General features: G+C 32.6%; 13 protein-coding genes. 7 read left to right on the plus strand and 6 right to left on the minus strand.

Annotation, left to right across the window (positions count from 1 at the left end; all coding sequences use genetic code 11):
• Positions 1–158 precede the first annotated feature (158 nt).
• The gene (locus ACKI44_RS02395; RefSeq protein ID WP_407421198.1) at positions 159–1,778 is read right to left on the minus strand and encodes an ATPase; all 1,620 of its coding nucleotides are present in this window, start codon (positions 1,776–1,778) and stop codon (positions 159–161) included.
• A 396-nt stretch (positions 1,779–2,174) separates the two neighbouring features.
• Here ACKI44_RS02395 and ACKI44_RS02400 point away from each other — a divergent pair, with 396 nt between their 5' ends.
• From ACKI44_RS02400 to ACKI44_RS02415, 4 genes are read left to right on the plus strand one after another with little or no spacing between them, the layout of a single operon-like run.
• Positions 2,175–3,410: an LL-diaminopimelate aminotransferase gene (locus ACKI44_RS02400; RefSeq protein WP_407421200.1), complete on the plus strand. Its 1,236-nt coding sequence runs from the start codon at positions 2,175–2,177 to the stop codon at positions 3,408–3,410.
• Between the two features lie 10 nt (positions 3,411–3,420).
• Entirely contained in the window at positions 3,421–4,110 is a 690-nt protein-coding gene (locus tag ACKI44_RS02405) for a DUF6882 domain-containing protein (protein WP_407421202.1), read from the plus strand.
• A 4-nt stretch (positions 4,111–4,114) separates the two neighbouring features.
• Positions 4,115–4,729 carry a DUF6891 domain-containing protein gene (locus ACKI44_RS02410; RefSeq protein WP_407421204.1) on the plus strand — a complete coding sequence of 205 codons (615 nt, stop codon included), beginning with the start codon at positions 4,115–4,117 and terminating at the stop codon, positions 4,727–4,729.
• Complete coding sequence (locus ACKI44_RS02415) at positions 4,701–5,285, plus strand: hypothetical protein (protein WP_407421206.1); 585 nt, start codon at positions 4,701–4,703, stop codon at positions 5,283–5,285. The genes ACKI44_RS02410 and ACKI44_RS02415 overlap by 29 nt, the downstream gene beginning before the upstream one ends.
• Before the next feature lie 45 nt (positions 5,286–5,330).
• On the opposite strand, the gene ACKI44_RS02420 is transcribed toward ACKI44_RS02415, so the two are convergent.
• The 5 genes from ACKI44_RS02420 to ACKI44_RS02440 all read right to left on the minus strand — a co-directional run bounded on the left by ACKI44_RS02420 (position 5,331) and on the right by ACKI44_RS02440 (position 11,982).
• A complete protein-coding gene (locus ACKI44_RS02420) occupies positions 5,331–5,957 on the minus strand; it encodes a hypothetical protein (RefSeq protein WP_407421208.1) in 627 nt (208 codons plus the stop codon).
• Position 5,958: 1 nt separating this feature from the next.
• Positions 5,959–7,716, minus strand: coding sequence for a glycosyltransferase (locus ACKI44_RS02425; protein WP_407421210.1), 1,758 nt, complete (start codon positions 7,714–7,716; stop codon positions 5,959–5,961).
• Between the two features lie 8 nt (positions 7,717–7,724).
• Positions 7,725–8,135: a response regulator gene (locus ACKI44_RS02430; protein ID WP_407421212.1), complete on the minus strand. Its 411-nt coding sequence runs from the start codon at positions 8,133–8,135 to the stop codon at positions 7,725–7,727.
• A 71-nt stretch (positions 8,136–8,206) separates the two neighbouring features.
• A complete protein-coding gene (locus ACKI44_RS02435; RefSeq protein ID WP_407421214.1) occupies positions 8,207–10,084 on the minus strand; it encodes a histidine kinase dimerization/phosphoacceptor domain -containing protein in 1,878 nt (625 codons plus the stop codon).
• On the minus strand, positions 10,084–11,982 hold the full coding sequence (locus tag ACKI44_RS02440; protein WP_407421216.1) for a histidine kinase dimerization/phosphoacceptor domain -containing protein: 1,899 nt from the start codon (positions 11,980–11,982) through the stop codon (positions 10,084–10,086). The genes ACKI44_RS02435 and ACKI44_RS02440 overlap by 1 nt, the downstream gene beginning before the upstream one ends.
• A 156-nt stretch (positions 11,983–12,138) precedes the next feature.
• Here ACKI44_RS02440 and ACKI44_RS02445 point away from each other — a divergent pair, with 156 nt between their 5' ends.
• The 3 genes from ACKI44_RS02445 to ACKI44_RS02455 all read left to right on the plus strand — a co-directional run.
• Positions 12,139–13,161 carry an adenylosuccinate synthetase gene (locus ACKI44_RS02445; RefSeq protein ID WP_407421218.1) on the plus strand — a complete coding sequence of 341 codons (1,023 nt, stop codon included), beginning with the start codon at positions 12,139–12,141 and terminating at the stop codon, positions 13,159–13,161.
• Positions 13,162–13,361: 200 nt separating this feature from the next.
• Entirely contained in the window at positions 13,362–14,036 is a 675-nt protein-coding gene (locus ACKI44_RS02450) for a hypothetical protein (protein ID WP_407421220.1), read from the plus strand.
• A 204-nt stretch (positions 14,037–14,240) separates the two neighbouring features.
• Positions 14,241–14,483, plus strand: a 243-nt coding sequence (locus tag ACKI44_RS02455; protein ID WP_407420808.1) for an RRXRR domain-containing protein, incomplete at its 3' end; no start/stop codon positions are given.

Raw genomic sequence — 14,483 nt, forward strand, 5'->3', positions numbered from 1 at the left:
AGAAAAACGATTAATTATTTTGGCTTTGACGAGTATACTTTTGATTTAAATTTCAGCTATTTTTAAAAATTCATGATGGCAAGGATATTTTGGTGTAATTTTTGTGGTGAATCTATCCTAAAATAAATAAAAAAGGTCTGTCAAATTAATGACAGAATTTAATAGATTTTTTTAATGTCTTTTGGTTTAATGGTTATGTCTTGTCTTCTGTATTTTACTTTAATGTCATCACCATTAATTGAGTAGACCTTACTTGAATAAGTTTCTCCCTCATGGTTAAAGATGATTTCATCACCTTTTCTTAAAACTTCATCATTGTTATTGATGCTAACTTTAAGACTGGATTTTTCAGGTATTTCCTTTGGAGTTGGGATTTTTTCCTCGCTGAACAGAGGTTCTTCCTCAACAGCACTAGTTTTAGCATTTTCAAATACTCTTCTGGTATTTTCCTGTCTTATCTGTTCTTCAGGAGTAGGTTCTACATAATCAACATGAGTTTCATTAATGATTGGCTCATATTCATCATAATACTCGTATGCCTCTTCTGTATATGAGTTCACGTTTCTGATGAAGTCTTCGTTGACGGAATCCTGTTCATCTTGTTCAGGGATTAACTTTTCACGAATATCCTTTACAATGCTTGAATTTTTAATTGTATTTGTAAATTTGGCCAAATCTTTTCTGTAATCAAGATCACTCAATTCACCGTTTTCATCTTCAAAGAGGTTGGATGAATCGATTGAAGCTCCGAACTCATAATCTTCATCTGCACCGGATAAGATGCTTACGCTGTCTTCTTCAATTTTGGTCGGAGTTTTTAAAGATGGAGTTTTAATCTCTTCACTTTCAGGTATGGCTTCACTTATTGTTTCTGCTTTTTCTTCAACAGGTAATGTTTCCTGAACGGTAGTTTCTTCTTTAGGTTCGGATTCTTTTTTAATTACTGCATCAGTTATGGATGCTGTTTCTGATATTTCAGGAATTTCTTCTTTTTCATTTTCTGTTGTTGCAGTATTTATTGCTTCTGTGATATCTTTTTGTGAAGCTGTGGATTGTGGAACTGAATTTTCATTTCCGGAAGATTTAATGGCTTCTGCAATTTCATGCATTTTTTCAATGCTGTTTCTGATATCCTGAACATCGGAATTTTCTTCTGTGATTTCTTTTGCTTCCTGGTTCTTTTTGATGCTTTCTTTAATATCACTGTTATCTTCAGCTTCTCTTTTTATGGTTTTAGACTCTTTTTCTCTTTCATCATCTTTTCTTTTTGATTCTTTGATTAATTCATCAATTGTAAACAAGTCTTTAAGTTCAGTTTTACTTTCACTGGTCTTTTTATATGTAACGTCCGGATTTTCTTCATTTTTATTTGGGCTCATAATATCTCTCTGGGTTTCGGTTATCGGTTCTTGGAATTTTTGAACTCTGTCATCATAATTAATTAACACCTGGTTCTGGGAGGAATAACTAATATTCCTATTAGGTATGTTATTTTCAGGAACAATATATGGATTAAATTCTTTATCTGCTTGTGTTCCTTCTTTTCGAAGACTGATGTCTGGTTCTTCTTCTTTTGAAAAATAGTTGGAAATAGTATTAGTGCGCTCTTTCTTTTTATTGTTTTCTGAAATCATTTCCTGTAAAGGATTCTGGGTAGTTATATCTTTAATATTATCTTCTTCGCTCTTTTTATCACTAAAATAAATTTTTACTATTATAATGGATATTACTCCGATTATAGCTATGGCTGCCCACACTAATAACAATGTTTGATTCATTTAATCTACTTCCTATTTTTCAATTTATTATATTATATTTATCTAAATTCTTTATTATATAGTTTTATATTGTTTTTAAAAATTTAATCTAATCGCTTTATTTCATATTTTAACTATTATTTATTCACATTTAAAATTTTTACACGTTTTTTGGCCATATTTATTATTTTAAAATATTTTAATCAGATTTTATTTCAACTTATTTTTCACCTTTAATTTAAATGAAAGTATTTGGATTTTCAATTTTTATTAATAATACTTGATTTTCATTCCCAATTATTTAAATAACTTTAAATTATCTTATTTTAAATATATTTTTCTTTTCAACAATCATTTTATATATTTTAAAAATAATAGTAATATTATACTAAATTTTTAACTTTTAGAGGTTTTATAATGGTTGTTAAAATAAATGAAAATTATCTTAAATTAAAAAGCAGCTATCTTTTTGTGGAGGTAGCAAGAAGAGAAGCTGAATTTGTTAAAGAAAATCCGGATGCAGATATTATTAAAATGGGTATTGGTGATGTAACAAAACCATTAGTCCCTGCTGTTGTTGATGCATTCCACAAGGCTGTTGATGAAATGGCTGATGCAGATACTTTTATGGGATATGGACCGGAACAAGGATATGACTTTTTAGCTGAAGCAATCATTGAAAATGATTTTAAAGTTCACGGCGTTGATTTGGATGTAAGTGAAGTCTTCATCAGTGATGGAGCTAAATGTGACACCGGTAACATTCAGGAAATCTTCGGCCTTGACAATAAGATTGCAGTTACAGATCCTGTTTATACCGTATATGTCGATACAAATGTAATGGCCGGAAGAACCGGTCAGATGGGTGATGACGGTATGTATGAAGGATTAACATACCTTAAATGCAATGCTGAAAATAATTTTGTTCCTGAATTGCCATCAGAACCGGTAGACATTATTTATTTATGTTATCCAAACAATCCTACAGGTACTACATTAACTAAAGATCAGTTAAAGGTATTTGTTGATTACGCTAAAGAAAATAAAGCTATCATATTATTTGACGCTGCTTATGAAGCATTTATCAGTGAAGATAATGTTCCACACACCATTTATGAAATCGAAGGTGCTCGTGAAGTAGCTATAGAATTCAGAAGCCTTTCAAAAACTGCAGGATTTACCGGAACCCGCTGTGCATACACTGTTGTTCCTAAAGAATTAGTTGCTTATGACAGTGAAGGTAATGCCGTTGAAGTAAATCCGTTATGGAACAGAAGACAAACCACTAAATTCAATGGAGTATCTTATCCTGTTCAAAGAGCTGCTGAAGCTACTTACTCAGAAGAAGGAAAAGCACAGATTAAAGAAGTTCTCAATTATTATATGGAAAACGCAAAAGTAATCAGAGAAAGCCTAACCGACATTGGTCTTGAGGTCTATGGTGGAGTAAGTTCACCTTACATCTGGGTAAAAACTCCAAACAACATGGATTCCTGGGACTTCTTTGATATCTTATTGAACGAAGCAAATGTTATTGGAACTCCTGGTTCTGGATTTGGACCAAGCGGTCAGGGATATTTAAGATTAACTGCATTCAATACATTGGAAAATACAAAAGAAGCAATGGATAGAATTTCAAAATTAGAATTTTAGGTGATTAAGTTTGAAAACTATTGAAGAACCAGTAGTCATTCGTGAAGGGGATTCATTTAAAGTTGTTTTATCAAAATATGGTGCTTTAGCTTTAGATAAACAGGAAAACTTATCAGAATTAATTGGTGATACTGAAGGCGATTTGGACTTGGAAAAGGGTATTTTAAGCTTTGGAGATATCACTCTGCCGGTACAGGTCTTAGGATTTTACCGTGATGACTTGAAACAGTGGTCATGGGCCTGGGATAGTGAAGAGATTTTTGGCGCTGATTTAATCAAGGCAGCTGCTGAAATGAAACAGGCAGGTATTGATGCGGGCATCCCTGAATTTTCCTCTCCTATTATTCAGTGTGATTTCAACGCATGCCATACATTGGCTATGGTTACTGTCGGAATTCTTGATTTTGATGCCTATTATGCCGTTAATGAAGATGGTATAGATATTTTTGTCGCTATTGAAGGAGGCAATATTCCTGAAATAAATAGTGTGGAGAAATTTAAAGATACTTTCTATACATTCCAGAAGAATTTTAAAGTTGATGGAAGAACAGCATTCGACGCTTATACAAAGCTTAAAGGATACCGCATTAAACATCACGATGACTTTGATGTGGCCTATCTTGGTGAAAGCCGTATAATTGTTGGATTCACTGAAAGAAGAAATGTAAAAACTATTCAAATGTTACTTGAAGAAGAGTGATAATATGAATCAGGATTTGGTTGATGAAATAGATGATTTAATCGATTTATTAACTAAATCTGGTTTTTTCTCAACAGAGGAAATTATAGAGATTCTCGAAGATCAGTTCATTGATTATGATATTGATTTTTCAGATTATTCAATTCCTTCAAATGATTTTAACAACAAAAATTTCTCTTCTTTAGAGAAAGCCTTTAATAAATTAGCCGATAAATCAATAATTGCTGTTCACAACTGCGGATATGACTTTAAAGAAGGTGTGGATGACATATATGAGCTGTATGTTCATTTAATCAATAATAAATATTCATGTGAAGGCTTTTGTTTTTACAGTTTTGAAGATGTTGAAGAGGCCATTGAGGAAAACATTTTAAAATTAACCTTCGGAGACTTTGAAAGAAATGAAGATAAGTCTTTAGAAATCGGTGAATTGGTCTATCAGCAATTGATTGATGCAGGTTTTGAAGTTGAATGGGATAAAAGCGTAAACTCACCAGTTGAAATTATTAATTTCACTTGGGATAAAAAGTATTGTGAAGATAAGGATTATGAAATTGAAGGAGCTTATGATTTATTTACAGGTGTTATAAATGAAAAAGGATTCTTTAAAGTTAATTGAAGACGTTATTGGTAATTTTGCTAAATTGGCTTCTGTTGAAATTTCAGGAGATTCCATTTATTTGGAATTCATTGATGTTGAACTGGGCAATCCAAAAAATGATGAGGAATTGTCATTGTCAATGAGATTTGCCAAAAATTCTTTTTTCACGGTTTTCTATGATAATATATGGGATATAGATTTCGTTTCCAGTTTCAATTATAAAAATCATTTTTTACAGGAAGAACTTTTACTTGATGTCGGCAGAATCAGATTCCTTGATTTTGAATATTTGAATACATTTTTCTATAATTATCAAAAACAGAAGGATTTTTCTTTAGAACCTGAATATGATGTTCACAATATTCGTGCCGATTTCTTCTGTCTGCTTGAGTTTTCAAACATTGCCATTGTTGTTGGAGGAAATGAAATGGACTTTTTTACTCCTACATCAAGGCTTGATGACAATATATTAAAGGAATTATCTAATCAGTGGATGATGTACTTCTTAACATATCATCAAAAAAGAAACATTATAAAAGATCCGATGTGTGAAAAGCATCCTTTCAACAGATAATTAACTTTTTTTTTAAAAAATTAGAAATAACTATCATTAAGATAGCTATTTTTGGTTAAATGAACCTGTAATGAAATTGAATATGTCTCTGATTCCGGAGAAGAATCCGTTGTATTGATTATTGTGAATATTTGACATATCATCCTCAATACGGTCATCAACTTCTTTTAAAAATGTTGTATTGTTATAGTCATGACTGGTAAAGTAATGAACCTGTATGGCATAATTGGTGTCTTCTTTTGGGAAGACGTAATTTACTCCGACATGACTCCACGTAACGTTATTGTCCCTGGACGGATTTGTGAAATATTCCTTGGATACAGGAACACCGCTCATGGTTTTATTCTCCATTCTCAATACTTCAAAACCGCCATCTTCCATCGATGCAAATTTTCCATCTGAAACTGACGTAATGTGGTCTTCAGGCCAGTCATCCCAATGGTCAATATAGACATATTCGTTTGTAATTGCATGAGGAGTTTTTGACTGGTTGGTTAAGTTTAGTTCCTCTGTTGTATTCCATGCTTGAGGAACAACAGCAATACTGTGTCCAAAATCCACAGTTCTATCTGTCTGAACACTTAAAAAACTGTTTATTCCATTGATATTTGCTGCAAGGAATAAAATTAAAAGGATTAATAATAAACTTCGAAGCTTGTCTTGTCTTCTCATTTTATTCATGACCTCCTTTATGCTCGGTTTTAGCCCATTTACGCTCTTTTCTTGTCATCATAGTTTTCATTGTCATAAAAAACAATGGAATCAAATGGAAACAGTAAATGTAGTATTTGATAAGGTCTTTAATAAAGTCTACAATTCCAGGTTTATCTCTGGATAATGCAAGCATGATTCCTGGGAAAAATGATATTGCTGATAAAACACCTACAATAAATGGCGCTTCCATTCTTATGATTGTTACGTTATGGAACAGAAGCCAGGAAATAGCATTTATTATTGTTATAATAAAACCGAAGAATATGAGTAAATTGAAACTGTAAAAGGAAATGTGTTCAACAATTCCGAATTTTTTAGGTATTGAAACTTTTGATTTTAGGATTTGCGGCAAATATATGAAAAGGGTTTCAAAGTTACCGATAGCCCATCTTACTCTTTGTCTGAAAAATGGCTTCCATTCATTCAATGCTTCCTGATAAACTGCCGCTTCACCGCAATAGCGTATCTTTCCACCTAAAAGCATTATCTTTACTGCCAAATTTAAATCTTCTGTAACAGCAAAACCGTCCCATTTTCCGCAATCAATAATGGACTGTTTTTTAACGAACTGTCCGTTTCCACCTAAAAATCCGGTGTTTCCCAAATTATCTTTTGCTCTTAGGGTATTTCCAAAGCTTGCAAATTCAACATGCTGCATACGGGACAAATAGCTTTCGTCTCTGTTATACATTTTAACTCTTGACTGAACACCGTCGATTTCGGGATCAACTACATATGCGACAACTTTGGTAAGATAATCCTTACAGATTTTAGTGTCTGCATCAAAAACTCCAATTATTTCGCCTCTAGATAAAGTTAAAGCGTCATTTAAAACAAATCCCTTTCCTTTTCCGGATACTGGAGGTTTTCTTGTTACAATTTTTAGTTGAGGCAATTCATCTTTGATGTCATGTAATATTTCGCCGGTTCTGTCTGTTGAACCGTCATTAATGACAATCACTTCAAAATAAGGTTCGCCGTCAACATGATAATCACTTTCACAAACACTTTTAACGGTCATTGCAATGGTTGCTTCCTCATTATGTGCAGGTATAAAAATACTTACAAACGGCTTTTCATAATCATAACTTACAGGCTCAGGCTTTTTAATACTGGCTATACCATTGATAAGCATCGCTATGGTTGGTATGAGTAAAACCCATTGAAGCCATGTTGCATTTCTTGATAAAATTGCCATTATAATTAATGCTACACATAAAATTAAAAGAAAACTTGAATCGGATTTTTCAATCAGCAGTTCTTCGTTCTTTTCAAAAATTTTATTTTTTGCTTCGGCAATTTTAGCATTGTTTATTTCATGCTTTCTTATAGCCACTGCCATTGCACGCTGCAGCTCATCTTTATCGATTTCCTTAAATATATAACCGTAAGGCGTAATCATCAGTACTTCGTCAATGACTTCATCGAAACGCTCTCCGACAATTACAACATTGGGAATGTTAAATCTTTCTAAATCCTTGGTTAATTTAATCAAGTCGATATCTTCGATTTCCGAATCGAGTAAAACAAGGTTCGGGGATAGTTTTACAATTCTACTTTTAATCCGCTCTTTGGTATAGGCGGAACCTATAAAATTATAATCATAATCCTCAATATATTCCCTTAACTGGTTTATTAAATCATCATCTGAGCTGATAACAAATATGTCTGGATGAGACTTGGCAAGTGAAACAGTCTCTTTTTCATTTGGGCTCATTATATCTTTTATTCGCTAAATCCTTGTGCATCGTTTATTTTTTTTGCTTCCATTTGGGCTCGTTTTATTGTTATTTTTAGTGTTTTGTCAAGTTTACTGATGTCATAAGGTTTTGAAATAAATCCGTATGATCCTTTTACATTGGATTTTTCAAAAGTGTCAGTGTCTGTGTTTGCAGTTAAATAAACAATAGGAATTCTTAATTCTGAAATTACTTCAGCTGCTTCTATTCCTTCCATGTCTCCTTTTAATTTAATATCCATTAATACAACGTCCGGAATAGTTTCAGCAGCAGTGTCAATTGCATCTTGACCGGTGTCAACTGTATCTACGACTTCATATCCTAGTTCTTCTAAGCTATATTTCAAGTCAAGTGCAGTAATTGCTTCGTCTTCTACTATTAATATACGTTCGTCCATGTTATCCCTTTCCATTTTTTTATGTAATATTATTATTTTTGTAAGTAATGTTATTTTAACTTATTGTTCGACTACTTTGAAATTGTATGTTCCATAGTTAATGGGAACAGCAATCTGAATCCGGTACCTTTTTCTACATCCAGATATGAAATATCTCCGTCCAATTGTTTAGTTAAGTTTTTAATAATCTCACAACCTAGGCTGTGTTTCATATCCTTTTTGGTTTTATCCATACCGACTCCATTGTCTTTAATTATTAATTCACCGGTATTGGCATCGACTTTTCTGAAAGTTTTAGTTATTGTTTTGTCTGGCCAATCCTCTGGGAATGCATGTTTAATGGAATTCATGGTTAGTTCGTCAACAACCAGAAGTAATGGGGTTATTATCTCAATGGATAATGTAATGTCGTCTTCCACAGTTGATTTAAATGAAATTCCATCTCTCAATCCAATTAAATTTTTAAGTTTGGAATCCTGATCATCTATATACTCCTTAAGATTTATGTTTTTAAAGTCACTTGTGTTATATGTTTTTTCGTGTAAAAGAGCAAGTGAGGACAATCTGGATTGCATATGATCAATGATTATATTAGGCTGATTTTTATATGCCCTTTTTTCAAGGTTCAGGAAACTGTTTAGAATCTGCAGATTGTTTTTAACCCTGTGGTGGACTTCCTTAATCAGCACTTTTTGATGCTCGTTTGCATCCTGCAATTCCTGTTGTTTTAGGTAGTCTTCAGTAATGTCTGTTAAAAATCCAATACTGTGTTCTTCCTGGCCAAATTCAAATACTTCAATATATATTTCACATATTTTTTGATTATTCGGGTCTCCTTTAACATTATATACAAATGTTTCTTCAAGTTCACTTATTTCTCTTCTCAATAATTTTCTAAATGATTCTACAGTATCCTCTTCATCAATATTTTCTAAAATTGCCCTATGATTTGAATAAGTTTCTTCATCTTCTTCTACAATATTATAAAATCCCTCACTGTATTCATACTGCTTTTCGTTTAAAGGATCAATTAATAGTGCCAGTTTTTTGGAGTTTTTAAATCCGTTAAGTAAAAAGTCAACAGGTCTTGTAATACTTTTATCTGAGCTTTTTGTAATGTCTTTGATTAAAGTATATCTACTTATTAATTCTCCTTTTTCATCAAATTTTGAATAAAAGTTCAAATCCAAATATTTAATAATGCCGTCAGGTGTTTTAATCCTAATAACGCTTTCATAGTTGGTCACACCACTATTCAGTTTATTCTGAATCTTGTCAATTAATGGACGGTCTTCAGGAATTACCAATTCAAAGACAATATTATAGTATTCGTCGTTTTCTTCTCTTGAACGATTAATGATGTTGTAGACTCCCTGAGTCCATGAATATTTGTCATTGATTTTATAGTAACTTCCGGTTTGTGAGAAATATTCAATCAATGAGGATTTATTTTCATCGTAGATTTCATATTCTTCCAAATCTTCATTTTTTCCTTCTAATGTGTATTTCACGTCTGATATCAGGACGACATTTTCCATATCATAGATTACTTTAACGTTTGAAAGTCTTGCAAGTTTATCGTTATGATAATATAGGAAACGTAGTTTTTTAGTTTCATGAGTACTATATACTTCATACAAGATATCCTGTAAGACTTTACTGTATTCAGGTGAACATTCACCCAATAATCTTCCTTCAACATCATCTGGACTGATATTTCCACGTTCCAGTGCACTTATTCCTAGCATTTGGATTACAAAGTCTTCACCTCCGTTATATGGTATGAAGACATTCATATCGCAAGGAAGGCTGTTTATTACTTTTTTAAATGGGACTTCCGGTGCTTTATATATTGGTTCAACATGATGGAATAATTGCTTTTCTGTAATGTTTTTGATGGTAATTTCTGTTGTATCTTCCAGTTTAAGGTATTTTTTTTGAATATTCATCATGCCACCTCCTCATTTTCATTTTCATTATCTAATGAATCTTCAAATTTTGTTGGAAAAACTATTCTGAATTCAGTTCCAATTTCAGGTTCCATAATCTCTATGGTTCCATCAATCTGTTTTGTCAGGCTTTTTATGATTTCCCAACCTAAATTATGATTTATGAGCTTTTCGGGATTTCCAAGACCGACACCATTATCTTTTAATATTAATTCGCATGTATCTTCATCAATGAATTTAATTTCTTTATGGATTGTTTTATTTTTCATATCTGGATCTGGAAATGCGTGCTTTATTGCATTCATAGTCAATTCATCAACCATTAATAATAATGGAGTTATTACCTCGATTGATAAGTGAATGTTTTCATCAATTTCTGATTCAAAGCTGATATTTTTTGCACTGAACAATCCCTGCAGTGTCTCATCCTGGTCTTCCATATAATCTTTCAGATTGATATTTAAAAAATCGCTTGTATTGTATGTCTTTTCATGTAAAAGGGCAAGTGAAGAAAGACGGGCCTGCATATTATCTAAAATCTGATTAGGTTTGTCTTTATATGCACGTCTCTCCAGGTTTAGAAAACTGTTCAGTACCTGAAGGTTGTTTTTAACCCTGTGGTGAACCTCTTTGATTAAAATGTTTTTATTTGCATTGGATTTAATCAGCTCCTGCTGTTTTTTCTTTATGCTTGTAATGTCTGTTAAAAATCCTATGCTGTGTTCATTGTTTCCATACTGGAATCTTTCAATAAAGAGTTCACATACTTTCAGGTTATTTTCATCGCCGTTGACCTTATATGTCAATATTTCATTCAATTCATTTATTTCTCCATCAATCAATTTAAGAAGATTTTCTCTAACATCATCTTCCACGATGTTGTCAATCACATCTCTTGAATGAATATACTCCTCAGATGGAATTTCAATCATCTTATAAAAACCTTTACTGAACTCGTATCTTCGGCTTAACGGTTCTATAAGAAGTGACAGTTTTGCATTATGGTTAAAACCGTCCAGCATAAAGTCAACAGGTCTTGTCATATGCTTGTGTGAATCAAGGCTAACGTCTTTAAATAATCCGTAATGACTTATTTCATCTCCATTTTCATCAAATTTAGAGTATAAATAAGTGTCTATATATTTAATATGGCCGTCACGGGTTTTGATTCTAATAATATTTTCATAAGTGTCCGTTTCAGGACTCATTGTATTTAAGAGTTCATGAACCAGAGGCTTGTCTTCAGGAATTACCAGATCAAAGATAATATTGTAATATGCATCATCGGACTCCTTTGTCCTGTTAATAATATTATATATTCCCGGAGTCCAGGTATATTCGTTTCTTGTTTTATAATAACTTCCTGTCTGTGAGAAATATTCTATTAAAGTGGATTTATTTGCATCATCTTCAAGTTTCTTTTCTTCCAGGCTTCTTTCATGTGAAAGTTCGTCCGTATAATCAGAAATAACAAAAAGATTACCGTCCTCATAAATAATGTGGATATTTGTGATGCTTTTGATTCTATTGCTGATATAGTAATAGATTCTCATGGATTTCGTATCTTTTGTTTCCAGTACTTCTTTAAATGGTTCTTTAAAAATTTCATAGAAAAAAGGAGTGCATTCGCTGAATTTACGGCCTGCAACATCTTCTAATTTGGCATTTCCTCTCTGTAAAATATTCCAGCCTAAACGATTGATAACAAAATCCTCACCGTCTTCAATAGGGATGAACATGTTAACGTCTGACTGTACGTATTTGATAATATTGCTGAAAGGAATTTTCATTGGCTTTTGATACTGAGGGGCTTTTTCAAACAAATCAATATTGCTGATGTTATATGCTCGAACTTCCTCAATTTTTTCCAATTCTCTATAGTGTCTTTCAATATGCATATTTATTACCCGTTTTTGATTTAACTTATATTATATTTATGCCTTATTATATTATATAAAAATTTGTTGGAAAAGTTTTTTAATAATTAACTATATAATATTAGTGTTATGGAAATTTTTTTATTTTCACAAATAATTATTTTAAGGAGTTATTAAATGACTTGTAGTATTTTAGTAGGAGGAGCATGGGGTGATGAAGGTAAGGGAAAATGTATTACCTACCTTTGCAGTAATGATAAACCGTCAATTATAGCTCGTGCAGGTGTAGGCCCAAATGCAGGCCATTCTGTAGAGTTCAATGGAGAAAAATATGGTTTAAGATTAACCCCATCCGGTTTTGTACACACTGATGCTAAACTCATGATCGGGGCTGGAGTTTTAGTAAATCCTGATGTACTTTATAAAGAATTTGATGATTTGGCAAAATATAATGTAAAAGAAAGAATGTCAATTGATCCGCGCTGTGCAATAATTACTGAAGAGCATATGGCTAGAGACAAAGCCTCTGAGCATTTGGCTAAAAAAATAGGAAGTACCGGTTCCGGATGCGGTCCGGCAAACTCAGACCGTGTAATGAGAACAATAGAACTTGCACGTGACATTCCTGAATTGGAAGAATATATTGCTGATGTATCATTGGCATGTAATGAAGCTATTGACAATGGTGAAGGAGTATTTATCGAAGGTTCTCAGGGCTTTGCATTGTCTCTTTACTATGGATCTTATCCGTTTGTAACCAGTAAGGACACTACAGCATCTACATTTGCAGCAGATGTCGGTGTTGGACCAACTAAGGTGGATGAAGTCATAAACGTATTTAAAGCTTATATTTCACGTGTTGGAGAAGGACCATTCCCAACCGAAATGTCTCAGGAAGAAGCTGAAAGCAAAGGACTGGAAGAATACGGTGTTGTAACCGGACGCCGCAGACGTATAGGATACTTTGATATGGAGCTTGCTAAGGAATCCTGCAGAATCAACGGTGCAACCCAAATCGCTTTAACCTGTGTTGACAGATTATATCCTGACTGTGCAAGAACACAGGACTACAGCGTATTATCCGCTGAAACCAAGGCATTCATCGATGAAATCGAAACCGAAACTGGAGTTCCTGTTACAATAATTTCAACAGGTCCTGATTTGGAAGATACCATTGATTTAAGAAAAGAATTATTATAGTTTTAAACTAAAGCTTATAATTTGAGCTTTTTTATCCTTATTTTTACTTTTTTTTAGAGTTTTTTTTTAAAGATTTTAGAAATCAATATACCTTTTTCATTTTTTCACAAAAGCACATTTGCACGCAGTCGCACTTCAGCAATTTTTATGTATAATTTTTTTCAAAAGGTAGTGTAATTAAAAAAAGTTGAGGTGTTTTTTTGCATCAGAATGTTGACAAATTTTTCAAAGTATCCGCAATCCTTTTTGGACAATTGTTTGTTGATTTTTTCGGATTAAATTACCATATAATTCGATTATACAGAAATGAGTTGAATACTTTTGATGGAACAAGTTTATTTTCTGATCTGGTTTTTGAAACTCGTGAAGGCATACTTCTTAATTTCGAATTTCAGGATATTAAACTAGAGGAGAAACACTTGAAAAAATACATGGAGTATAAGGTTCGTCTACAATGTCAATCCGGTAAAAAGGTTGTTACAGTTATCATTTGCACATATCACATTAAATCTGATGTTTATCTCTTTAAAGAAACTGAAACATCACTATTAAAACCTATAATTCATTATTTGCTTGATTCCTATGACGAAGTAAAATATTTAAGTATTAAAAATAAATTAATAAATAACTTAAAACTATCACATCAAGAGATTCAATTTTTGATTCTATCACCATTTATGGTTTCGAAAAAGTTTAGACTTTTAAAAATAAGGGATGTTTGCGATTTGATAAAGGAAATAAGGGAAAAAAGATTATTTGATGCTGATGAAATGTATTTGCCATTGGTCTTGGCTATTGACCAGTATGTTTCAGTTCAACTACCACGACCTATAGAGGTCGTGGATTGTGAATTATTTTCACAGTCCACTTGTTGAATAGCCAGAGACTATTTGAATATGGTCTACGTTATTCCGAAATAATACTATATAGGCACCTACGGATGTTTTAGCCTAGTCTGTAGCTCTGCGGTATGGTGATTAAACAGTTCTGAGATGGAGGAACAGTATTGTCATACATATAAAACTCGGAAATAACATTGGCAAAGGCTAAATAATACCCAGGAATAGGGGGTAAACTAAATGACGTTAGTTTATGTACTAAACAAAGATAAAAAACCATTAATGCCATGCAAACCATCAAAAGCAAGAAAATTACTAAAGAATAAAAAAGCAAAAGTAGTGAATAGAAAACCGTTTACCATTCAGTTGTTATACTGGTCAACAGGTTATAAGCAAGACATCAGTTTGGGTGTTGATGCTGGAAGCAAATTTGTTGGACTGTCTGCAACAACCACACAAAAAGAATTATATGCTTCCACAGTT

Origin of the sequence: Methanobrevibacter sp. (genome assembly GCF_045646205.1) — an archaeon.
Classification (GTDB): domain Archaea; phylum Methanobacteriota; class Methanobacteria; order Methanobacteriales; family Methanobacteriaceae; genus Methanocatella.

What these genes read in the sequence shown, in the direction of transcription:
- ACKI44_RS02425 (WP_407421210.1), bottom strand. Translation starts at nt 7,716, where the DNA reads ATGAGCCCAAATGAAAAAGAGACTGTTTCACTTGCCAAGTCTCATCCA.
- ACKI44_RS02415 (WP_407421206.1), top strand. Translation starts at nt 4,701, where the DNA reads ATGAAAAAGGATTCTTTAAAGTTAATTGAAGACGTTATTGGTAATTTT.
- ACKI44_RS02395 (WP_407421198.1), bottom strand. Translation starts at nt 1,778, where the DNA reads ATGAATCAAACATTGTTATTAGTGTGGGCAGCCATAGCTATAATCGGA.
- ACKI44_RS02400 (WP_407421200.1), top strand. Translation starts at nt 2,175, where the DNA reads ATGGTTGTTAAAATAAATGAAAATTATCTTAAATTAAAAAGCAGCTAT.
- ACKI44_RS02420 (WP_407421208.1), bottom strand. Translation starts at nt 5,957, where the DNA reads ATGAGAAGACAAGACAAGCTTCGAAGTTTATTATTAATCCTTTTAATT.
- ACKI44_RS02430 (WP_407421212.1), bottom strand. Translation starts at nt 8,135, where the DNA reads ATGGACGAACGTATATTAATAGTAGAAGACGAAGCAATTACTGCACTT.
- ACKI44_RS02445 (WP_407421218.1), top strand. Translation starts at nt 12,139, where the DNA reads ATGACTTGTAGTATTTTAGTAGGAGGAGCATGGGGTGATGAAGGTAAG.
- ACKI44_RS02440 (WP_407421216.1), bottom strand. Translation starts at nt 11,982, where the DNA reads ATGCATATTGAAAGACACTATAGAGAATTGGAAAAAATTGAGGAAGTT.
- ACKI44_RS02410 (WP_407421204.1), top strand. Translation starts at nt 4,115, where the DNA reads ATGAATCAGGATTTGGTTGATGAAATAGATGATTTAATCGATTTATTA.
- ACKI44_RS02435 (WP_407421214.1), bottom strand. Translation starts at nt 10,084, where the DNA reads ATGAATATTCAAAAAAAATACCTTAAACTGGAAGATACAACAGAAATT.